This is a genomic window from Acidovorax sp. FG60 (genome assembly GCF_057808995.1).
The window spans coordinates 23,322-43,225 of the sequence record NZ_JBMDJC010000015.1 but is presented as its reverse complement, the minus strand read 5'-3'; the positions used below and the strand labels follow the sequence as shown (position 1 = coordinate 43,225).

Sequence of the window (19,904 nt, the reverse complement as noted above, 5' to 3'; positions counted from 1 at the left end):
TAATGCGCGAGGTGCCATCACGACCGCAGTGCGGCGGTGGGGACCAGCTCGGGCTCAAAGGTCTTGATGCCCGCACCGATCAGGTCGGGGGCAATGTTCAGCGCCCAGGCCGTGCCGATGGCCGCCAGCAGCGCGTCGGTGTCGGGCGCCACGGCATTGCGCCCAAAGGTCAGGTCTGCCAGCGAGCCCAGCACGTGCTCGGCACTGCCCGTGGCCAGCACCACGCGGCCGTTCTTCACGATCACGGCGCGGCCGTTGTCGGTGGCGCGGTGTTCCACGATCACGGGCAGGGTCGCATCTTGCGCATACAGCACCACGGCACCGTCCGACAGCGGCGCCAGGTCGGCCACCTGCGGGATGGCGGCGTTGAGCACCGCTGCGCCTTCGGACAGCACCACGTCCACCTGGGTGCGCATCACCTTGGTCATCTGGTCCTGTTCGTGCACATCGAATTCGGCCAGCGTTTCCACGCCGTCCATATCGGTCACCACACCCACCTGGCAGCGGTCGTAGGCCAGGCCATCCCGCAGGATAGTGCGCGCGTCGCTTTCGATCACGGCGGCCTGCACGGTCTTGTTCATCAGCAGGCGGTGGGCGGCCTCCCAATGCGCGCAATCGGTCGATTCGACGCAGCGGCGGTCCAGGAACAGCCCTTCGCGGCATGCCAAGCCGGTGTGGTGCCCGCTCAGGTGCAGCAGCCAGGCCACGACCCGCGCGATGGTTGAGGTGCCGCGCGTGCCCGCCACGCCCACCAGCGGAATACGGCCTGCCTGGCCCGCATCGTCTTCCGACGGGAACAGATGCTCTGCAATGGCCTGGCCCACAGGGCGCGGGGCACCCACGGCGGGCTTCAGGTGCATCAGCAGGCCTGGGCCTGCGTTGACTTCGACAATCGCGCCGCCCTGGGCGTGCAGGGGCTTGGAGATGTCCTTGGCCACCATGTCGATACCGGCGATGTCCAGTCCCACCACCTTGGCGGCGAGCTGGGCGATGTAGGCCACCTCGGGGTGCACGTCGTCCGTGCAGTCCACCGCCACGTTGCCGTTGCGCTGCACCACCACCTGGCGGCCTGCTGCGGGCACCGAGTCGGCGTCCAGGTCCTGGCGCTTGAGTTCGAGTTGCACCTTGGTGTCAGTGGCCAGGTCGATGATTTCGAGCGGGTACTCTTCTTCGTAGCCCCGGCGCGGGTCGGAGTTGAGCTGGGTGTCGACCAGCTCCTTGACGGTGGAGCGGCCGTTGCCGGTGATGGTGACCACCTCACCACGTGCCGCTGCGACCACTTTGCCGCCCACCACCAGCAGGCGGTGCTCGTCGCCGGGGATGAAGCTCTCGACCATGACGTCGCTACCCTCGGGGTAGGCCACGTGGTAGGCGCCCTCGATGTCTGCCTGCTTGTGCAGATCCAGCGTCACACCCCGGCCATGGTTGCCGTCAGAGGGCTTGACCACCACGGGCAGGCCGATGTCCTGCGCGGCTGCCCAGGCTTCTTCGGGGCTGTTGACCACTTGGCCTTCGGGGATGGGCACGCCGCAGGACTTGAGCAGGCTCTTGGTCAGGTCCTTGTCGCTGGCAATGCCTTCGGCGATGGCGCTGGTGAACTCGGTTTCGGCCGTCCAGATGCGGCGCTGGCTGGCGCCATAGCCCAGCTGCACCAGGTTGCCGTCGTTCAGGCGGATGTGGGGAATGCCCCGGTCGGTGGCGGCGGTGACGATGCAGGCCGTGCTGGGGCCAAGGTACTGGTCGTCCACCTCGGTGCGCACACGCGCTACGGCGGCCTGCACGTCAAAAGGCTGGTCGTTGATGGCCGCCATGATGAGTGCATGGCCCTGGGCCAGCGCCACGCGCGCCACGCTCTCATCGCGCGCCCGGAACACCATGCGGTACACGCCGCGTTGGCTGGTGCTGCGCGTCTGGCCAAAGCCGGTGGGCATACCCGCCAGGTTCAAGAGCTCGATCACGATGTGCTCCAGCACATGGCCACACCAGGTGCCTTCCTGCAGGCGCTGCAGGAAACCGCCGCGCTCGCCCACGCCGCAGTGGTGTTCGATCAGTGCGGGCAGCCAGGCGGTAAGGCGGTCGTTGAAGCCGGGCAGCAGGTTGGAGGGGTAGTCCTCCAGATCGCCCAGGTCCAGCCAGACTTCCAGTACAGGCCGGTAGGTCCAGATATTGGGGCCGCGCAGGTAGTTGATGCGAAGCAGTTGGATGTCGTTGAGTTTCGCCATGGATTGCAGCGGGTGTGTTGGTCCGGCCGGGTAAGGGCTATATGGGCTATGCGGGAGAGGAGGAAACTTGGAAAGGGAACTTTTGTGGACGAGGATTGTGCTCCAGTCCTGGGGCTGCGTGCAGTGTCAGCCAAATGAGCGCCAGAGGCGTTAAATGAGGATGCCGTCGCACCGTGGCATGCAGTATCGGGGAGAATTCGCGCTTTCGCGAGATCGGTCACCGCAGGCAGCCGGGGGCGGAAAAACCAACCAAAAATGCAACATCACCATTCTGTGGACGCCTCGGGTGTCTTTTCTGGCTCTCTGGGGGCCGATCTGCGGGCCATGCTCGCTCCCAAAGAAAACGTACTGGCAGCGCTTCAGGTTGACCTGAGCACGGTGCTGCGCTTTGCGGCAGGCTGGGTGGTGGTGACGTCTGAACGGCTGCTGGCCTGCGATGCGGGCACCACGGCCTGGCGCAGCTGGCCCCTGGGCGATGGCCTGGCGCTCAAGCTGCACGACCATGGCGGTGTGGGCTCGCTGGAGCTGCACAGCCCCCGCGAGCGCTTGGCGCTGTGGCGCTTTACCCTGGCGCACCACGCCCAGGCCCTGCGTCTGCTGCAGCGTTTTGACCAGCAAAGCGCCCGGGGTGACAACGGCGCCGAGGACGAGGCTGACGAACCCGCCTGCCCCACCTGCCACACGCCCCTCCCGCCCGACACCGAAGAGTGCCCCGCCTGCGCCCGCGCCCAGCCGCCCCAAACTTCCACCTGGGTGCTGCTGCGCCTGTGGCGCTTTGCCCGGCCCTACCGCAAGCAACTGGCCGCCGGTTTTGCGCTGACCCTGGCGTCCACGGCGGCCACCCTGGTGCCGCCGTATCTGACCATCCCGCTGATGGATGACATCCTGATCCCGTTCCAGAACGGCAAGCAGATCGAGCCAGGCCTGGTGCTGCTGTACCTGAGCGGCCTGCTGTTGTCGGCCCTGGCGGCCTGGGGCCTCTCCTGGGCGCGCACTTATATATTGGCGCTGGTGTCCGAACGCATCGGCGCCGACCTGCGCACCACCACCTACGAGCACCTGCTGCGCCTGTCGCTGGACTACTTTGGCGGCAAGCGCACGGGCGATCTGATGGCGCGGATTGGCTCCGAGACGGACCGCATCAACGTTTTCCTGTCCCTCCACGCCCTGGATTTTGTGACCGACGTGCTCATGATCATGATGACGGCGGCCATTCTGTTCTCCATCAACCCATGGCTGGCGCTGGTCACGCTGGTGCCGCTGCCCTTCATCGGCTGGATGATCCACACCGTGCGCGACCGCTTGCGCACCGGGTTTGAAAAGATCGACCGCGTGTGGTCCGAAGTGACCAACGTGCTGGCCGACACCATCCCCGGCATCCGCGTGGTCAAGGCCTTTGCCCAGGAAAAGCGCGAGGCCCAGCGTTTTCGCGACGCCAACCAGCACAACCTGGAAGTCAACGACAAGCTCAACAAGACCTGGAGCCTGTTCACGCCCACCGTCTCGCTGCTCACTGAAATTGGCTTGCTGGTGGTGTGGGGCTTCGGCATTTGGCTGGTGTCGCGCAACCAGATCACGGTGGGTGTGCTCACGGCCTTCATCGCCTACATCGGCCGGTTCTACGGGCGGCTGGATTCGATGAGCCGCATAGTGTCGGTCACGCAAAAGGCTGCCGCCGGTGCCAAGCGCATCTTCGACATCCTTGACCATGTGAGCAACGTGCCCGACCCGGCCCAACCCGTGAAGGTGGACAAGGTCAAGGGCGCGATCACCATGCAGGGCGTGGGCTTTCGGTATGGCAGCCGCGCCGTCATCAAGGGGCTGGATCTGGAGATTCGCCCTGGCGAGATGATTGGCCTTGTGGGCCACAGCGGCTCGGGCAAGAGCACGCTGGTCAACCTGATCAGCCGTTTTTATGACGTGAGCGACGGCTCCATCCAGGTCGACGGCATCGACATCCGCCGTTTTGCTGTGGCCGACTATCGCCGCCACATTGGCCTGGTGCTGCAGGAACCGTTCCTGTTCTTCGGCACCATCGCCGAGAACATTGCCTACGGCAAGCCCGACGCCACGCGCGAAGAGATCGTGGCGGCGGCCCGCGCCGCCCACGCGCACGAATTCATCCTGCGCCTGCCGCACGGCTACGACTCGCTGGTGGGCGAGCGCGGCCAGGGCCTGTCGGGCGGCGAGCGCCAGCGCATTTCCATTGCCCGCGCATTGCTGATCGACCCGCGCATCCTGATCCTGGACGAGGCCACCTCGGCCGTGGACACCGAGACCGAGAAGGAAATCCAGAAGGCGCTCGACAACCTGGTGCAGGGCCGTACCACGATTGCCATCGCCCACCGCCTGTCCACCCTGCGCAAGGCCGACCGCTTGGTAGTGATGGACCGGGGCGAGGTCGTGGAGGTCGGGCCGCACGACGAACTCATGGAGAAGCAGGGTGCCTACTGGCGGCTCTACGAAGCCCAGGCGCGCCGTGCCGAAGAAGACGCCCAGGCGGCCGGCGTCATCATCGACAGCAGCCTGCTGCACCCCGCCCACCCTGCGGGCAACCCGTGATGACTGCACTGCAGGAAAACGCCATGAACACCCCTTCCTTCCCGCAATCGCCGTCCACCGCCTCCGCCACGTTCACCTTGGCGCGCAATCCACACGGTCGGCTGGTTCTGACCCTGGCCGACGGCACGGCCCACGAGGGCGTCACGCCTGTGCGGGCCTTCCCCATCGCGGCACCCGCCGAAGGGCTCTCGCTGATCGGATCTGACGGCCACGAACTGCTGTGGATCGACCGGCTGGACCAGCTGCCAGCCCCCGCCCGCCAGCTCATCGAAGAAGAGTTGGAAGTGCGAGAGTTTGTGCCCACTATCGAAAGAATCATTGCAGTATCGAGCTTCTCCACCCCCAGCACCTGGCAGGTGGAGACGGACCGGGGCCCTGCCAGCCTCGTCCTCAAGGCCGAGGAGGACATCCGCCGCTTGGGCGGACGCACCCGCCTGCTGATTGCCGGGGGCGACGGCGTGCAGTTCCGCGTCAAAGACACCACGGCGCTGGACCGGCATTCGCGCCGGTTGCTGGAACGCTTTCTCTGATCTGACCCTGTACGGGGTCCTCCCGGTGTCTCCACCGGCAAGGCACAACGGCAGTGCCAAGCCCTGCCGTGCCCGCTCCCCCCACAAGCCAGTAGCTCCAGACCCGGTGCGGGAATGAGTGCAATCGGTCGGCTGTGAGCCGATCCGGCCCCCGCATGCTCCCAAAAGGGTGACAAAGATTAGGGAAAACCCTAAATTTGAGCCAATCGGTGAAAAAGACCTAAATTCCCCCTTCTTTTTGCCGTAATAGATTACGAAGACGGCGAAAAAGCCTCTGCACTTCGAGCATATCTATTCATCAACCATTGGGGCCACTGCCATGCAAATGCCACCTGTCGACCGATCGCCGAGTTGGCGTCCTCAGGGCGCTGATTTGTATTCCACTGGCGCCTCTGGCGCGCCGCCGGTGCGGCCCATCAATGCATCCAATCCCGTCGAATCCATGGACCGGCTGGGTGAGGGCGCCATCGTGCGCGAGCCCGACAAGCCCTCGGCGCCCGACGTAGCAAACCGGGACTGGACCGAGGTCAAGAAAAAAGACACCGTGGAAGAACCGCCCGAGCCCCCCAAGGAGCCGATCTACAAACAACTGCTGGAACTGATCCAGTCGATGTGGCGGGCCAGTGGCAGTGCGGTGGAGGTGGCGCAGGACATCAACAAGATGACCCTGCAGGAGCGCATGGCCCAGCAGGTCAAGAACGAGCCGCTGACCTACTCCGACCCCAAGATCAAGCGCACTGGTGGCTTGTGAGGGTTTTGCTCCTAAAGTTATAGCTTCTTGCGCATAACTGATAAGCGCTGGGGCCTCATTTCATTCAATTTTTGCCCCATCCTGGCCTCAAGGCCGGGGCGATGAAGCGGGAGCCGCTGCCTGGGCCGCCCGCTGCTGATCCCGCTCCGCGCGGTACTTGGCGGCAAAGGCCCGCACTTCCTCGTACGACACATAGCCATCCTTGTCTGTATCCGCATCGTCGAACGCGGCGGCCAGGCGGGGAAAGAGCTTGACCTCGGTGCGGCTGAGCTTGCCGTCCCCATTGAAGTCCAGCATCTTGAACTCGCGCATGGCCTTGATCTCGCCTTGGGTCAGGGCTGCCTGGGATTCCGCGGGGGTGCTGCTAGCAGCGGGTGCAGGCGGTGCCGACGCAGTTGCAGGGGGCATGGCCAGCGCAGTGGTGCCCAAGGCTGTCGCCAGGGTGCTCATCACGCAGGCGGCCAGGGAAAATCTGATGTGCAAAACAGGCTCCTTCTGTGGACTGGCAACGATGTTGGCACAGCTGGGCGTGCGTGGGCGGAATGCAACCCAAGGCTTGCAGCTTTCACCGGGAGTTGCAGGGGATTGCAAAACTTTTCGAAGGAACGCGGGTCCGTGCCCGGCCCCGGGTTAATCGCCAGCAGGGCGCAGGGGGTTGGAGATACCGCTGTTCACATGGCCGGCTGGCACATGACGGGCGGCTGAGGTCACATGGCCTGTCTGGTCGTCGAAGAAAAAGTCGGGTTCGAATTCGCGCAGGAATTCGCCCTTGGGTAGGCCACCCAGGAACATGGCTTCGTCCACATCGATGTTCCAGTCCATCAGCGTGCGGATAGCGCGTTCGTGCGCCGGGGCGCTGCGCGCCGTGACCAGTGCGGTGCGGATGCGCATGCCGGTGGTGCCGCCGGCCTCTCCGGCGGATTGCAGCCGGTGTAGCGCCGCCAACAGGGGCTTGAACGGGCCATCGGGCAGAGGCAGGGCGGCCTTGTCGGTTTCGTGCTGCTGGAAGGCGGCCAGGCCTTCGGCCTGGTACACGCGCTCGGCCTCATCGGAGAACAGCACGGCGTCGCCGTCAAAGGCAATGCGCACTTCCTGCGGGTTGGCGTCGCCTGCCTGTACCGATTCGGTGATCACCCGCGCGGCCGGGTAGCCCAGGTGCAGCGCCTCGCGCACATCGGCCTCGTTGGCAGACAGGAACAGGTGTGCGCCCAGCGGTCGCAGGTAGCGAAACGGGTCACGCCCCTGGGTGAACACGCCGCGCTGGATGGTGGGCAGGCCATGGGCGTTGCAGGAGCGGAAGACGCGCATCCCACTGACCGGGTCATTGCGCGAGAGAAGCACCACCTCCACCCGCTGGTGCTCCGAGGTGTTGAAGGCGAGCAGCTTGCGCACCAGCGAGAACGCCACGCCGGGTGCGGCGGGCACGTCCAGGCGCTGGCGCTGCAGGTCCACATAGGCGCGGTCATCCCTCTCGTGCTCGAAGACGCGGTTTTCCTCCTCGAAGTTGAACAGCGCCCGCGATGAGATCGCCACCACCAGCTTGTCGTCTAGGGTCACGGCCATAAAGTCACTTCACGAACTGATTCAGTTGGATGATCGGCAGCAGCACGGCCAGCACGATGAGCATCACGATCAAGCCCATGCCGACGATGAGCAAAGGCTCCAGGATGGTTGCCAGCGCCATGGCGCGGCGCTGGACCTCAGTGGAAAGCTGCCTGGCGGCGCGCTGCAGCATCACCGGCAGTTGCCCCGTCTGCTCGCCCAGGCGCGCAAACATGGACAGTAGGCCGGGGAAGCGCTTTTTCTGCGCCAGCGCCGAGGCCAGGGGCGCACCTTCGCGCACCAGCACCAGCGCTTCGAGTGCATCGGCGCGCAGGGCGCGGTTGTTCAGCGTTTCGGCGGCGGCCTGCAGCGCCTTGAGGATGGGTACGCCCGCACCCGCCAGCATGGCCAAGGTGGCCGCAAAACGCGCCGCGTTGTAGCCGCGCGCCAGTTTGCCCACCAGCGGCAGGTTGAGCCAGGCGGCATCGAATTTTTCGCGAACATGCCCGATGGTCAGCGCCCAGCGTGTGCTAAAAGCTATCAAAACAGAAGCAATCAGCATCATCCAGCCATAGCTGCGTACAAAAGCGCTGATGCCCAGCATGGCCACGGTCAGAAACGGCAGCGCCCGCTTGGTGCCCGCAAACACGCTGGCCACCTGGGGCACCACGTAGCCCACGAGGAAGAGCACGATCACGATGGCGACGATGGTCACGATGGCGGGGTAGAGCGCTGCGCCCACCAGTTTTGCCTTGAGCGCCTGGCGTTCTTCCAGGTCGTCGGCCAGGCGTTCCAGCACCAGGCCCAGGTTGCCGCTGTGCTCGCCCGCGCCGATCACCGCGCAGTAGATGTCGGAAAACTCGCGCGGGTGCTGCGACAGGGCGCGCGCAAACGTGGCTCCGGCATTGACCTCAGCGCGCAGTGCGGCCACCAGGTGGCGCTGGCGTTCGTCGTCGGCTTCTTCAGACAGTGCCGTGAGGGCGCGCTCCAGCGGCAGGCCGGAAGACACCAGCCCGGCAATCTGCCGCGTCCAGATCGAAAGGCCCGTGGCGCTGAACACGGGCCGTGTGAACAGGCGCTGGCCCAGGCTGGCCGAGCTGCCATCCAGCGACTGGCCGGTCTGCACCAGCTCTACCGCCAGGGGCACCAGGGCCTGGGCTCGCAGCAGGCTGCGCGCGGCCTTGGCGGTGTCGGCCTCCATGAGGCCCTTGCGGGTCTGGCCCTGGGCGTCCAGGGCTTCAAAGGAAAATGCAGGCATGCGGGTGCGGGCGGTATGGCGGTGGCGTGGAAATCAGGCGGTCACACAACAGGCTGATGCGGGCGAAAACCTTGCAGCCCCTGATGGTAGCCGGTACCCAAGGCCCATGGCTGTGGGCCAGTACCCTTGCCAGCGGGATGACCCAGGTCAAGGCGCTGACGCATTGGGCGCGCAGAATGAAAAGCGATCTGTGGCATCGGGTTGCAGGTGTTCTGAATGAACAAGGAGTCTTTCATGCTGAAGAACAAGGTTGCGTTGGTCACCGGGGCATCGTCGGGCATTGGGCGTGCCATTGCGCTGGTGTGGGCGCGCGAAGGCGCCAAGGTGGTGGTGTCGGATGTGAATGTGCAGGCGGGTGAGGAAACGGCGGCGCTGGTACGCGCAGCCGGGGGCGATGCCATTTTTGTGGCTGCCGATGTGGGCAAGCCTGAGGACTGCGAAGCGCTGGTGAACCGCACCGTGGCCCACTACGGCCGGCTGGACATCGCCTGCAACAACGCGGGCATCGGCGGCCCGCAGGCGGCCACGGCCGATTACCCCCTGGATGGCTGGGCCCAGGTCATCAACATCAACCTCTCCGGCGTGTTTTACGGCATGAAATACCAGATCGCAGCCATGCTCAAGAATGGCGGCGGCTCCATCATCAACATGGCATCCATCCTGGGATCGGTGGGTTTTGCCACCGCCCCGGCCTATACCGCGGCCAAACATGGTGTGGTGGGGCTGACCAAGGCGGCTGCGATTGAATACAGCGCCCATGGCGTGCGCATCAATGCCGTCGGGCCTGCCTTTATCCACACGCCCATGATCAGCGGGCTGGAGCAGGATGCTGGCATCAACGCGATGCTGGTGGGCGCCCACCCCATCGGCCGCCTGGGGCAACCTGAAGAGGTGGCCGAGCTGGTGACCTGGCTGGCGTCCAGCAAGGCGTCGTTTGTGACCGGGGCGTATTACCCGGTGGATGGCGGCTACCTGGCGCGATAAAACACCGGCGCGGCGTTGGAGCCATGGAAACTGGATGGCTGGAAAGGGTGGCTGCCTCTGATGAAGTTCTCCTCGAACCCGATGTGGCGTGGGTGAGACGGCCCGCCACCGGATGCCATTTTGCCCTGTGCCGCTTGCGGTGCCTGCGCTTAAGATGCGGCAGTTGGGGCCGCGCCATGGCGCAGCCCCCCAGATTTGACTCACAAAGGAGAAGAAAGTGAATAAGACGACTGCCCTGGGAGGACTGGTTGCCGCTTTGGTGTTATCTGCTTGCGGCGGAGGCGGGGATGATGTGGCGCCACCTGCGCCAAAGCCTCCTGCGACCGTGGTCACCGGCGTGGAAGGCCTGTGGACCGGGGCGACCACCGACCCTCTGAATGTGCAGGGTGTGGTGCTGGAGAACGGCGAATCCTGGAGCATCCTGACCGATGCAGTGGGCGCCGTGGTGGGCATATCGCAAGGCGCCGTTCAGACGTCGGGCCCAGATGTTGTCTCTGGCACCGGGCGCTATCTCAATGTGGTGGATGAGGCAAACCTTGCCAGCCGGACGACGGTGGCGGTCAGCTATAGCGGCAAGTACGCGGTGCGGGATTCGGTGCAGGTCACGGATTCCAAGGGCGTGAAGTTCACCGGTACCTATGGCGTGCTCTACGAGCAGCCTGCTGTCGTGAGCGAGTTGCTGGGTACGTATTCCGGCACTGGCATTGGCAATCAGGTGCGAGAGCCCCTGGTGTCGGTTTCCATTTCCACAGGTGGATTGGTGTCTATTCCCTCCTACCCGGGCTGCTCCGTTCGCGGCACCGTGGTGCCCCGCGCCAGCGGCCGGAACGTGTTTGATCTGCCGCTCACCTTCAGCGGAGCCACCTGCCCCGTGGGCGATGGCGTGGTTGTTCAACACGTTGTTCTGTACAACGACACCACCCAAGCGATCGTGATCATGGGGCAGAGTGCGAGCAAGGCAGAAACTTTCGTCTACACCGGGCAAAAGAGCTAAGCCCTCCCCCGGCCCTCCTCAAGGGGCTTGGCAGGTTTCCCACGCTTCGGCGTGGGCCTGTGCCGCAATATCCAGCGAGCGCAGGCGCAGTGCTGGGTCGTAGACATCGCTCACCAGCATCAGCTCATTGGCCCCGGTGGCTTCGGTGAGCTGTGCAAGGCCCGCGCGCACCGTGTCGGGCCCGCCGATCACGGCAGCGGCCAGAAAGTCGCCAATTGCGGCGCGCTCCTGGGGCTGCAGCTGCGCGGCGTAGTTCTCAACGGGCGGCAGCAGGCGGCGCCGGTCGCCGGTCAGAATGCCCAGCACCCGCTGGTAGGTGCTGCTGGCCAGAAACTCCGCTTCTTCATCCGTGGGCGCTGCAATCAGCGGCACCCCAATCACCACATAGGGCTGGGGCCAGGCGGCGGACGGCCGGTACAGGTTGCGGTACAGGTCAATGGCCTGGTGCAGCAGGCGCGGTGCAAAGTGCGAGGCAAAGGCATACGGCAGCCCGCGCTCCGCCGCCAGTTGCGCCGAAAACAGGCTGGAGCCCAGTAGCCAGATCGGCACGTTGGTACCCGCACCGGGCATGGCAATCAGGCGCTGGCCTGGTTCGGCCGGGGCCAGCAGGCGCTGCAACTCTGCGACGTCCTGCGGAAAATCATCGGCTGTCTCCACCCGGCTGCGGCGCAGTGCGCGCATGGTGGTGGGGTCCGTGCCCGGCGCGCGGCCCAGTCCCAGGTCGATGCGGCCCGGGTACAGCTCGGCCAGGGTGCCAAAGGCCTCGGCCACCACCAGAGGCGCGTGGTTGGGCAGCATCACGCCGCCAGAACCCACACGGATGCGCGAGGTACCACCGGCAATGTGGCCCACCAGCACGGCGGTGGCTGAGCTGGCAATGCCCGCCATGTTGTGGTGCTCTGCCAGCCAGTAACGGGCAAAACCCAGCTTTTCAGCATGTTGCGCGGTGCGCAGGGCAATCTGCAGCGCATCGGCTACGGTCCCGCCCTCCCGGACGGCGACGAGGTCGAGCATGGACAGGGCGGGGCGTTGAGCAGTGGGAGTCATCCGTGCATTGTCTGGCCCTGGCCACATTGCTGCTGGCTACAGGGGCAGAGCTGGCAGGGACAGAAGGGTTGACGCGCACGGTTTTTACCAAGAGGTCATTTTTTGGTAGCCAAAACCGCGCGCGCCCCACAGAATGTTTCAAGGCATTTCCGGCAGGACCATTCCTGGTGCTGGCGGACGGGGTGCCTCCACAGGGACCAAGCATGGGTTTTTTCAGTCGTCTGTTCAAGATCCGGGAGCAAGATCCCACCAGCCCTGACACCACCTGGGCCATGGAAGACAACGGCAGCGAATTGGTGCTGGACGCCGAGTACGCCTCCATGCTCATGACCGAAATCGATATCGACGCGGCCATTGCCAGCCATGAGCGCTGGCGCCTGCAGCTGCAGGACATGGTCAATGGCCGCTCGCAGGAAGTGATGCGGCCCGAACGCATCTGCCAGGACGACCGCTGCGACCTGGGCCGATGGCTCTATGGCACGGGGCGCGTGCGGCTGGGGCATTACCCCGCGTTCGACATGCTGGTGGCCCGGCACAAATACTTTCACCAGCAGGCGGCCGATGTGGTGACTGCGTTCCAGGCGGGCGAGCAGCAAAAGGCCGTGCAACTGCTCAACAGCAGCTGCCGCCATGCGTCCAACCAGGTGCTGTTGCTGCTCAAGGAACTCAAGCGGGGCCTGGGGCGCTGATACCTTGGGGCGCGGTGTACACAGGCACGGCCAGGGCCACTCGGCGCTGTGTGAATGGTAGCTCTGTTTTTGATAGCTTAAAACGCTTTATACACAAGCGCCAAGGCCATTTTTATCTGAATTCAGCGAACATTTCCGGCGCCGCAACCTCGCCCAGTCCCCACCGTTTCGGCCCGCACGCCAGCATCGGCACACAGTTCTTACATCTGAAGACACGGCCGCCAGCGAGAAACGCCGTTGGCGTGGCTATCCTTCGGCGCGCGCCAACCATTGCTTGCAGTTGGTTGCGCAAAAACACAATCGACCCATCGATTCAAGACCAATCAAGAAGCTGACCACGTCAGAGAGGGAACCCCATGGACCGCCGTAAATTGTTGACGCTCGTAACCCTGGCTTCCGGCGTGAGCGCCGTATCGCCCGTGTGGGCGCAGTTTGACCTGGGCAAGATGCTGGATGCAGGCAAGGACCTGGCCAAGTCCGAGAGCCTGTCGGACGAGGAACTCAAGAGCACGTTCGACCAGATGTCCGCCGAGATGGACAGCCAGAACCAGGTGGCTCCGGCAGGCAACCCCTATGCCAAGCGTTTGGCCAAACTTACCTCGGGCCTGGGCACCCACGACGGCCTCAAGATGAACTTCAAGGTCTACCTCACGCCCGAGATCAACGCCTTTGCCATGGCCAACGGCACCATCCGGGTGTATTCGGGTTTGATGGACAAGTTCACCGACGATGAAGTGCGCTATGTGATCGGCCACGAGATCGGCCACGTCAAGGCCGGCCACACCAAGGCCCGCATCCAGACCGCCCTGCGCACCAGCGCGCTGCGCAATGCCGTGGCGTCGAGCAACGGCAAGGCCGGTGCCATTGCCAGCTCGCAGCTGGGCGACCTGTTCGAGAAAGTGGTGCGTGCCCAGCACTCGCAAAGCAACGAGCGCGAGGCTGACGACTACGCCATGGGCTTCATGAAGGCCAAGCGCTACCAGCCCGCCGCTTGCGTCACTGCGCTGGAAAAACTCGCCGCCATGTCGGGCGGGGATTCGACCAGCTTTTTGTCTACCCATCCGTCACCCAAGGAGCGGGCGGACCGGATGAAGACGCAGGTGGTCTGACCTTTCGCTGTTGCTAAAGCCTGGTGGGGCAGTACCGCGTCTTCAGGCGCGGTATTTTTTTGTCCGCACATTTCGACATCCCCGCGGCCGTGGGCGCCCATCCGCGCGGCGGTGCTTTGGCTCGCCTGGGGTCAGTAACTCCGCCCACCCTTGTACATCGCATGCTGGCGCCGGTTCAGCGTGGCGGCTTCGCCCAGCCGCCCCATGGCAGCACCCGCATGCGCATGTGTGATGGCCATGCCCAGGCCATCGGCCGCGTCGGTGCCTGGCACGCCGGGCAGGCTGAGCAGGCGCCGCACCATCTCCTGCACCTGGCTCTTGGCGGCGCGGCCGTGGCCGACCACGGCTTTTTTCATCTGCAGCGCGGTGTATTCGGCCACCGGCAAATTGCTCGCCACCAGGGCCGTGATGCAGGCGCCCCGTGCCTGGCCCAGCAGCAGGGTGGACTGGGGGTTGACGTTGACGAACACGATCTCGACCGATGCCACATCGGGTTCATAGCGGGCCGCCACTTCGGTGATGCCGTCGAACAGGATCTTCAGGCGCCCGGGCAGATCGCCCAGCGCCAGCGTGGTGGTGCGGATGGTGCCGCTGGCCACGTAGCTGAGCTTGTGGCCGTCCATGTCTACCACGCCAAATCCGGTGGTCTGCAGGCCGGGGTCGATGCCTAAGATGCGCATTTGCTCACTATTTGATAGCTGCTATCGCTTGTTGGTAAAGCGCTAGATGTCAATTTTCTTGAAAACTTCTGGGCCGGTTCATTTACAGACCGAAGTACCAGCGCACCGAATGGAAAAACACCGGCGCAGCAAAACACAGCGCGTCCACCCGGTCGAGCAGGCCACCCGCACCGGTGACCGACATGCCCTGCATGCCCCAGCTGGTGATCCCGCGGTCGCGCTTCAGGGCCTTCATCACCAGGTGCCCCAGGCTGCCCGCCACGCAAGCCAGCAGCGCCATACCGAGCGCCTGGCCTGGCTTGAACGGGGTGATGAATGTGAGCAGCCCGCCGGCCAGCCCCCCGGCCGCCACACCGGCCAGCCAGCTCGTCCACTGAAAACTCTGGCTCACCTGCGGCGCCACGGGCTTGTGCGGAAAGCGCCGCCCCAGCAGGTGCTGCACCAGCATGCAGGTCTGCACCACAAACACCAGGAAAAACACCAGAAACGCGCCCTTGTCGCGGTAGCCCGGAAAGTCCAGCAGCAGCAGCGCGGGCACGTGGCTCATGCCGTACACGCACACCATGATGCCCCACTGCAGTTTGGCGTTGCGCTCCAGAAAACGCTGCGGGTCATTGGCCAGCGCACTCACCACAGGCAAGGCCAGGAACACGTAGACGGGGATGAACACCGTGAACAGGTCAAAGTGCTTGCTGCCCACGATCCAGAACTGCAGCGGCAGCACCACAAAAAACGCCAGCACCAGGCTGCGGTGGTCGCCACGCCGTGTGGGCGACAGCGTGATGAACTCGCGCAGCGCAAAAAACCCCACGATGGCAAACAGCACGGTGGCTACCGTGTCGCCCAGCACCCAGCCAATCCAGAAGACGGAAGCCATCATCCAGGATGTTTTGAGCAGCCCCCAGAAACGCTTGGCTTCGAGAATGCGGGCTTCGGACTCAGGGTCGTCGCTGGCGTGTTCGCGCAGATTGCGTACGAAGGCCCAGATGGTGACGACGGACAGGATGCCAAACATCACCAGGAACAGGGCACCGACCTGCTGGGTGGCAGTCAAATTGCGGAGGAAGTTGTTCATATTCAGACTTCCCTGAGCGCGATGACTGCACGGCGTGCCCGGTCGAGGAACGGGCGACGCTCTTCACCTGCCTCCAGCTGCACAGGCTCTCCAAAAGTCACCGAGCACAGGATGGGCACTGGCACCACTTCGCCCTTGGGCATTACGCGCTGCACGTTGTTGATCCAGGCGGGCACCAGCACCACCTGCGGGAACATTTGCGCCAGCTTGAACAGGCCTGACTTGAACGGCTGCGGCTCGTCGCCATGGCCGCGCGTACCTTCGGGAAAGATCACGATGGAGTCTCCGCTCTCCAGCGCACGCACCAGAGGGGCCAGCGGGTCGGACTCGGGCAGGGCTGCGCGCAGTTCCTCGGGGGTGGGCGCGCGGGGCGGGGCTTCGGGCGACGGATCGGGGCCGCCCGCCATGGCGGTGTCCGCGTCGCTGGCGGCGGTGGCAAGGGCCTCCAGCACGCCCACCGGCTCCACCGCCTGGGGAGCCGGGGGCCGCGCAGGCGTGGCCTGACGGTCTACATACACGGCGTTGAATACGGCGGTGGTGATCCACTGGCGGAACGGCGTCTTGGTCCAGTAATCCTTGGCGGCAATGGGCCGCGTGATGCTGCGCAGCTCCTCGGGCAGGGCCGCCCAGATCAGCACCATGTCGGCGTGGCTCTGGTGATTGGCGAAATAAATGCGCTGCTCGGCCTTGGGCGGGCAGCCGTACCAGCGGGCCTGGGAACCGGTCAGAAACCGCACGATCCCCAGCAGAAGGAAACTCATCAACTTGGCAAGCATGGCGGGGATGATACGTGGCGGGTGTGCCCTGCCGGGCGTGTACTGTGGCGGGCCGCAGCCGGGCGGCTGCAGCTACCCAGGCCACTACACCCAGATGCGATATGCCCAGAACGCCTCGTCGCCGTAGATGCCGTCGTACAGCGCCTGTGGGGCATAGCCGGTAATGCGCCGCGTGACGCGGCACAGGTGCGACTGGTCCGAGAAGCCCGCGCCTGCCGCCACATCGGCCCATTTCACGGTGCCCTTCGCGGCGTCCGAAGCGATGGTGTCGAAAAACGCCTGCTCGGCCTTGCCAAAGCCGCGCAGCTCGCGCAGCGGCAGTCCGGCCCAGCGCTTGATGCGGCGCTCCAGCTGGCGCAGGCTGCGGCCGGGAGCCGACACGGCGGCGCGTTGTGCCAGGTGCATGGCCCAGTCGCCGTAGCGCTGCACCTGCAGCGCCTGCGCGGGACGGCAGGCTTGCCAGCGGGGTTCCAGAAACGCCTCCAGGCAGTCCATGCGGGCGGCATCGCCCGGCTGGTGCTGCACGGCTTCGCACATCGCGATCCAGTCGGGTGGCAGCACGGTTTGCGCATCCACGAAACGGTCAGTCAGCGCCTCAGGCTCCAGGCCGGTGAGCTGGTGCAGCGCGTCGGGCATGAACATCACCATCATGGCGTGGGTGGGCGCTGCGCAATAGCTGGCGCTGGGCCGGGTCTGGGGGCCCGCCAGCACCCAGCGGCCGGGATACGCCTCGCGCGGGCTGTGCAGGCCGGGCAGGGTGTCGGGGCGGTCTGCCACCAGGGCTTCGCTGCGGCCTTCAAACCACCAGCTCAGGCTGCAAAGGGGCGTGGCCGGAAAGCGGTTGATGCGTTGCGCATCCGTGAGCGTGTAGCCGAGTGTGCTGCGCACCATGGTGCCGCGCAGGCAGGCCGACAGGCTGGCGCGCGGCAGCCACAGCTGGCCCGAGGGGATCAGCCCCTGCGGATGCCGTGCGGAAGGTGGGACCAGGGTTGCCATGGGGCGCGAGTGTAGGCCAGGGGCGATGTCGAATTCGTTCAATACCTGCCCGCTGCTGCACCGCACCATCCGCACCATGAACCACGCCATCACCACTGCCCCATCGAAGCCCGCAACACCTTCCCCCTCTGCGCAGCTTGCGCCAGCCCGGCTCCCCGAGCCCGGTGGCCCGCCCAGCCGCTGGTGGGGCCTGCCCTTGCTGTGGGAGATGCGGGCCGATTACCTCGGTTTCGTCACCCGTCTGCAGCGTGACCATGGCGACCTGACTCGCATGCGCCTGGGTAATGAAGATGCCTGGGACCTCCTGTCGCCCGACCTCGTGCGCGAGGCGCTGGTTACCCACGCAGACCACCTGATCCGCTGGGAGCGCGGCATCGCCGTGTTCGAGCAGGTGTTCGGCCAGAGCGTGCTGGTGACCGAGGGCGACACCTGGCAGCGCCAGCGCCGCATGTTGATGCCTGCTTTTACCCCCAAACGCGTGGCGGGCTACGCGCAGCTCATGACCGATGCCGCCCGCAGCGCGCTCGATGCTGCCGTGCCCGCAGGCCAGTCCGAAGCGCTGGTGGCCATGGACACGCTCTGGACCGATGTGGCCATGGACGTGATCCTGCGCACGCTGTTCAGCGAATCGGCCCAGGCCGACGCGCGCGATGCCGCCTGGGCCACGCAGACGCTGTCGGAGACAGCCTTCCGAGAAATGTTCATGCCCTTCACGCTGCCCGACTGGCTGCCCCTGCCCGGCAAGGCCGCCAAGCGGCGCGCGCTCAAGGCACTCAAGGGGCTGGTGCAGCGCCACATCGGTGCGCGCAGCCGGGATGCGGCAGATTCAGCAGGCGCCCCGCCACGCACTGACCTGCTGCACATGCTGCTGGCGCTGCGCGACGAATCCACCGGCGAGCCGCTGTCGCCGCAGGAAGTGTTCGACCAGTGCATGGTCAGCTTCCAGGCCGGGCACGAGACCAGCGCCACCACGCTGCTGTGGTGGAGCCGCCTGATGGCCGAACACCCCGAGGCCGCGCAACGCGCACAGGCCGAGGTGGACAGCGTGCTGCCCCCGGGCCAGACGCCCGGCCCCGAGCACCTTGCCCGGTTGCCCTTTCTGGCCGCAACCCTCAAGGAGGCGCTGCGCCTGTACCCGCCCATTGCCGCGCTGATGACCCGGCGCACCACCGCACCCATCACGCTGGGCGGCGTGGAGGTGCCCCAGGGCGCCATGCTGCGCATCACGCCCTGGGTGCTGCACCGGGATGAACGCTGGTTTGCCCAGGCCGACCGCTTTGTGCCGGAGCGTTTTCTGGATGACGCCCCGGCCATCCCCAGAGGCGCGTGGATACCGTTTGGAGTGGGGCCACGCGTCTGTATTGGGCAGCACTTTGCGATGCTGGAGATGACGCTGCTGGCGGCGATGTTGCTGCAGCGGTACCGGCTGCGGTTGCCGGAGGGGGTGGCGGTGTGTGTGCCGAAGTTGCAGGTGACTTTACGGCCGGAGGAACCAGTAACGCTGCTGCTAGCGCGAAGGGGGTAGACGCTTTTAGCTTGGCAATTTGCTCCCCAGACTGATGCCGAGGTACTGCTACGGAGAGGAGCGTCGCCGATTTCTCAAAAACCGATAGATGGAGATGTAGGCCCACCATTGCGGCCCGCAGAGGGTGATCCACACCAGTTGCTTGAAGGCAATGAATGCGGTGAAGTCCTGACCATGGAGAGCTTTCGCGGCAAGTGCGGAGGGCAACCACGAAGGGAAGTTCAGTGTTGCCAGCACGGCCTCGACATAGCTCGGAACGCCACAGCATGCTGAGAGTGGAATCTCGCCATAGGCGACCCCGAGGCTCCAGGCGCTAAAGACAACAACCAGTGCGATGTTTGCGGCGGCCACCCAACGCTCGGCTCGCGTGAATATCATCAGCAAATCCTTCCGTTGAGCACTGGATCCTTCACGGCAGCTCCGCACTCCCCATCCGACCCAAAATCGTCCGCGTCCTTCCCGCCAGATACGCCGACCCCGGTGTCTTCTCAAACCGCTTGGGTGCAGGCAGCATTACCGCCAGCCGCGCGGCTTCCGTGGCGCTCAGGCGCGAGGCGCTTTTGCGGAAGTAGTGCTGCGCGGCCGCCTCGGCGCCGAACACGCCTTCGCCCCATTCCACGCTGTTCAGATAAATCTCCAGGATGCGCTGCTTGCTCAGCAGCTGCTCCAGCAGCAGCGTGAGTACAAATTCCTGCCCCTTGCGCAGCAGCGTGCGTTCGCCGGAGAGCAGCAGGTTCTTGGCCAGTTGCTGCGTGATGGTGGAGCCGCCACGGATCTTGGGGGCGCGCACGGGGCGGTCGGGGGCTCGGGCCTGGGCTTTGTTGGCCAGGGCCTCGGCCTTTGCGTTGCGCTCCCAGGCTTTTTCGATGGCATTCCAGTCCACGCCGTCGTGGCTCACAAAGCCATCGTCTTCCGAGGCGATCACGGCGCGCTTGAGCTGGTCGGAGATGCTGGCGTAGGGCATCCACTGCTGGCGCCAGGGGACGCTGCCTTTGGTGGTGAGCAGCGTCCAGGCCTCGGAGCGCTGAAAGCTGGTGGATTCGGGGTCGATGACCACCATGGCAGCGATACGGACCACAAAGAACAGCTGCAGCGCCACGAAGGCGAGCACCACCAGTCCCAGCCAGCGCAGCACGGCTTTCATCGCGGTGTGTCTCCTCGTGT

The 19,904-nt window shown here is 65.2% G+C and carries 19 protein-coding genes; 8 read left to right on the top strand and 11 right to left on the bottom strand.

Translation table 11 applies throughout. The annotated features are described in order from the left end of the window. Window positions 1–17 precede the first annotated feature (17 nt). A complete protein-coding gene (locus ACODS0_RS20050; RefSeq protein WP_488836731.1) occupies window positions 18–2,222 on the bottom strand; it encodes a cyanophycin synthetase in 2,205 nt (734 codons plus the stop codon). 255 nt (window positions 2,223–2,477) lie between these two features. Here ACODS0_RS20050 and ACODS0_RS20045 point away from each other — a divergent pair, with 255 nt between their 5' ends. The 3 genes from ACODS0_RS20045 (at window position 2,478) to ACODS0_RS20035 (ending at window position 6,065) form a co-directional block, all read left to right on the top strand. Beyond that, a complete protein-coding gene (locus tag ACODS0_RS20045) occupies window positions 2,478–4,784 on the top strand; it encodes a cyanophycin metabolism-associated ABC transporter (RefSeq protein WP_488836729.1) in 2,307 nt (768 codons plus the stop codon). Window positions 4,785–4,807: 23 nt separating this feature from the next. Beyond that, window positions 4,808–5,314 carry a cyanophycin metabolism-associated DUF1854 family protein gene (locus ACODS0_RS20040; RefSeq protein WP_176887015.1) on the top strand — a complete coding sequence of 169 codons (507 nt, stop codon included), beginning with the start codon at window positions 4,808–4,810 and terminating at the stop codon, window positions 5,312–5,314. Window positions 5,315–5,633: 319 nt separating this feature from the next. Beyond that, window positions 5,634–6,065: a hypothetical protein gene (locus tag ACODS0_RS20035; protein ID WP_029414343.1), complete on the top strand. Its 432-nt coding sequence runs from the start codon at window positions 5,634–5,636 to the stop codon at window positions 6,063–6,065. An 87-nt stretch (window positions 6,066–6,152) separates the two neighbouring features. Here ACODS0_RS20035 and ACODS0_RS20030 read toward each other — a convergent pair whose 3' ends face one another. The 3 genes from ACODS0_RS20030 to gspF all read right to left on the bottom strand — a co-directional run bounded on the left by ACODS0_RS20030 (window position 6,153) and on the right by gspF (window position 8,865). After that, window positions 6,153–6,515 (bottom strand): EF-hand domain-containing protein, encoded by a 363-nt coding sequence (locus ACODS0_RS20030; RefSeq protein ID WP_488836810.1) that lies wholly within the window; start codon window positions 6,513–6,515, stop codon window positions 6,153–6,155. 180 nt (window positions 6,516–6,695) lie between these two features. Then, the gene (locus tag ACODS0_RS20025) at window positions 6,696–7,628 is read right to left on the bottom strand and encodes a 5'-nucleotidase (protein ID WP_121421141.1); all 933 of its coding nucleotides are present in this window, start codon (window positions 7,626–7,628) and stop codon (window positions 6,696–6,698) included. A 4-nt stretch (window positions 7,629–7,632) separates the two neighbouring features. Beyond that, window positions 7,633–8,865, bottom strand: a complete 1,233-nt coding sequence (gene gspF, locus ACODS0_RS20020) for a type II secretion system inner membrane protein GspF (protein WP_488836725.1) — start codon at window positions 8,863–8,865, stop codon at window positions 7,633–7,635. A gap of 234 nt (window positions 8,866–9,099) precedes the next feature. On the opposite strand from gspF, the gene ACODS0_RS20015 reads away from it, so the two are divergent. Together ACODS0_RS20015 and ACODS0_RS20010 are read left to right on the top strand one after the other, a co-directional pair. Then, complete coding sequence (locus tag ACODS0_RS20015; protein WP_055395971.1) at window positions 9,100–9,849, top strand: SDR family NAD(P)-dependent oxidoreductase; 750 nt, start codon at window positions 9,100–9,102, stop codon at window positions 9,847–9,849. Window positions 9,850–10,066: 217 nt separating this feature from the next. Next, window positions 10,067–10,843, top strand: coding sequence for a hypothetical protein (locus ACODS0_RS20010; RefSeq protein WP_488836723.1), 777 nt, complete (start codon window positions 10,067–10,069; stop codon window positions 10,841–10,843). 18 nt (window positions 10,844–10,861) lie between these two features. Here the strand turns inward: ACODS0_RS20010 and ACODS0_RS20005 are convergent, their stop codons facing one another. Then, window positions 10,862–11,890, bottom strand: a complete 1,029-nt coding sequence (locus ACODS0_RS20005) for an LLM class flavin-dependent oxidoreductase (protein WP_488836721.1) — start codon at window positions 11,888–11,890, stop codon at window positions 10,862–10,864. A 203-nt stretch (window positions 11,891–12,093) separates the two neighbouring features. Here ACODS0_RS20005 and ACODS0_RS20000 point away from each other — a divergent pair, with 203 nt between their 5' ends. Continuing rightward, window positions 12,094–12,579: a CZB domain-containing protein gene (locus ACODS0_RS20000; protein ID WP_055395973.1), complete on the top strand. Its 486-nt coding sequence runs from the start codon at window positions 12,094–12,096 to the stop codon at window positions 12,577–12,579. 356 nt (window positions 12,580–12,935) lie between these two features. Next, window positions 12,936–13,688, top strand: a complete 753-nt coding sequence (locus ACODS0_RS19995; protein ID WP_488836718.1) for a M48 family metallopeptidase — start codon at window positions 12,936–12,938, stop codon at window positions 13,686–13,688. Window positions 13,689–13,819: 131 nt separating this feature from the next. Here the strand turns inward: ACODS0_RS19995 and ruvC are convergent, their stop codons facing one another. From ruvC to ACODS0_RS19975, 4 genes are all read right to left on the bottom strand, one after another. Further along, window positions 13,820–14,368: a crossover junction endodeoxyribonuclease RuvC gene (ruvC, locus tag ACODS0_RS19990; protein ID WP_055395965.1), complete on the bottom strand. Its 549-nt coding sequence runs from the start codon at window positions 14,366–14,368 to the stop codon at window positions 13,820–13,822. Window positions 14,369–14,450: 82 nt separating this feature from the next. Then, entirely contained in the window at window positions 14,451–15,443 is a 993-nt protein-coding gene (locus ACODS0_RS19985; protein ID WP_055395967.1) for a phosphatidate cytidylyltransferase, read from the bottom strand. Window positions 15,444–15,445: 2 nt separating this feature from the next. Then, window positions 15,446–16,219: a lysophospholipid acyltransferase family protein gene (locus ACODS0_RS19980; protein ID WP_488836716.1), complete on the bottom strand. Its 774-nt coding sequence runs from the start codon at window positions 16,217–16,219 to the stop codon at window positions 15,446–15,448. Window positions 16,220–16,303: 84 nt separating this feature from the next. Further along, window positions 16,304–17,215, bottom strand: a complete 912-nt coding sequence (locus ACODS0_RS19975; RefSeq protein WP_228896224.1) for an AraC family transcriptional regulator — start codon at window positions 17,213–17,215, stop codon at window positions 16,304–16,306. Window positions 17,216–17,240: 25 nt separating this feature from the next. On the opposite strand from ACODS0_RS19975, the gene ACODS0_RS19970 reads away from it, so the two are divergent. Further along, window positions 17,241–18,740: a cytochrome P450 gene (locus ACODS0_RS19970; protein ID WP_488836713.1), complete on the top strand. Its 1,500-nt coding sequence runs from the start codon at window positions 17,241–17,243 to the stop codon at window positions 18,738–18,740. Window positions 18,741–18,788: 48 nt separating this feature from the next. Here the strand turns inward: ACODS0_RS19970 and ACODS0_RS19965 are convergent, their stop codons facing one another. Beyond that, a complete protein-coding gene (locus ACODS0_RS19965) occupies window positions 18,789–19,118 on the bottom strand; it encodes a hypothetical protein (RefSeq protein WP_488836711.1) in 330 nt (109 codons plus the stop codon). A 31-nt stretch (window positions 19,119–19,149) separates the two neighbouring features. Continuing rightward, window positions 19,150–19,884 (bottom strand): monofunctional biosynthetic peptidoglycan transglycosylase, encoded by a 735-nt coding sequence (gene mtgA / locus ACODS0_RS19960; RefSeq protein ID WP_488836710.1) that lies wholly within the window; start codon window positions 19,882–19,884, stop codon window positions 19,150–19,152. Window positions 19,885–19,904 lie beyond the last annotated feature (20 nt).

Bases quoted from the DNA above. Each gene is read 5' to 3' on its own strand.
- ACODS0_RS20050 (WP_488836731.1), bottom strand. From the start codon at position 2,222: ATGGCGAAACTCAACGACATCCAACTGCTTCGCATCAACTACCTGCGC.
- ACODS0_RS20045 (WP_488836729.1), top strand. From the start codon at position 2,478: ATGCAACATCACCATTCTGTGGACGCCTCGGGTGTCTTTTCTGGCTCT.
- ACODS0_RS20040 (WP_176887015.1), top strand. From the start codon at position 4,808: ATGAACACCCCTTCCTTCCCGCAATCGCCGTCCACCGCCTCCGCCACG.
- ACODS0_RS20035 (WP_029414343.1), top strand. From the start codon at position 5,634: ATGCAAATGCCACCTGTCGACCGATCGCCGAGTTGGCGTCCTCAGGGC.
- ACODS0_RS20030 (WP_488836810.1), bottom strand. From the start codon at position 6,515: ATGAGCACCCTGGCGACAGCCTTGGGCACCACTGCGCTGGCCATGCCC.
- ACODS0_RS20025 (WP_121421141.1), bottom strand. From the start codon at position 7,628: ATGGCCGTGACCCTAGACGACAAGCTGGTGGTGGCGATCTCATCGCGG.
- gspF (WP_488836725.1), bottom strand. From the start codon at position 8,865: ATGCCTGCATTTTCCTTTGAAGCCCTGGACGCCCAGGGCCAGACCCGC.
- ACODS0_RS20015 (WP_055395971.1), top strand. From the start codon at position 9,100: ATGCTGAAGAACAAGGTTGCGTTGGTCACCGGGGCATCGTCGGGCATT.
- ACODS0_RS20005 (WP_488836721.1), bottom strand. From the start codon at position 11,890: ATGACTCCCACTGCTCAACGCCCCGCCCTGTCCATGCTCGACCTCGTC.
- ACODS0_RS20000 (WP_055395973.1), top strand. From the start codon at position 12,094: ATGGGTTTTTTCAGTCGTCTGTTCAAGATCCGGGAGCAAGATCCCACC.
- ACODS0_RS19995 (WP_488836718.1), top strand. From the start codon at position 12,936: ATGGACCGCCGTAAATTGTTGACGCTCGTAACCCTGGCTTCCGGCGTG.
- ruvC (WP_055395965.1), bottom strand. From the start codon at position 14,368: ATGCGCATCTTAGGCATCGACCCCGGCCTGCAGACCACCGGATTTGGC.
- ACODS0_RS19985 (WP_055395967.1), bottom strand. From the start codon at position 15,443: ATGAACAACTTCCTCCGCAATTTGACTGCCACCCAGCAGGTCGGTGCC.
- ACODS0_RS19980 (WP_488836716.1), bottom strand. From the start codon at position 16,219: ATGCTTGCCAAGTTGATGAGTTTCCTTCTGCTGGGGATCGTGCGGTTT.
- ACODS0_RS19975 (WP_228896224.1), bottom strand. From the start codon at position 17,215: ATGGCAACCCTGGTCCCACCTTCCGCACGGCATCCGCAGGGGCTGATC.
- ACODS0_RS19970 (WP_488836713.1), top strand. From the start codon at position 17,241: ATGTCGAATTCGTTCAATACCTGCCCGCTGCTGCACCGCACCATCCGC.
- ACODS0_RS19965 (WP_488836711.1), bottom strand. From the start codon at position 19,118: ATGATATTCACGCGAGCCGAGCGTTGGGTGGCCGCCGCAAACATCGCA.
- mtgA (WP_488836710.1), bottom strand. From the start codon at position 19,884: ATGAAAGCCGTGCTGCGCTGGCTGGGACTGGTGGTGCTCGCCTTCGTG.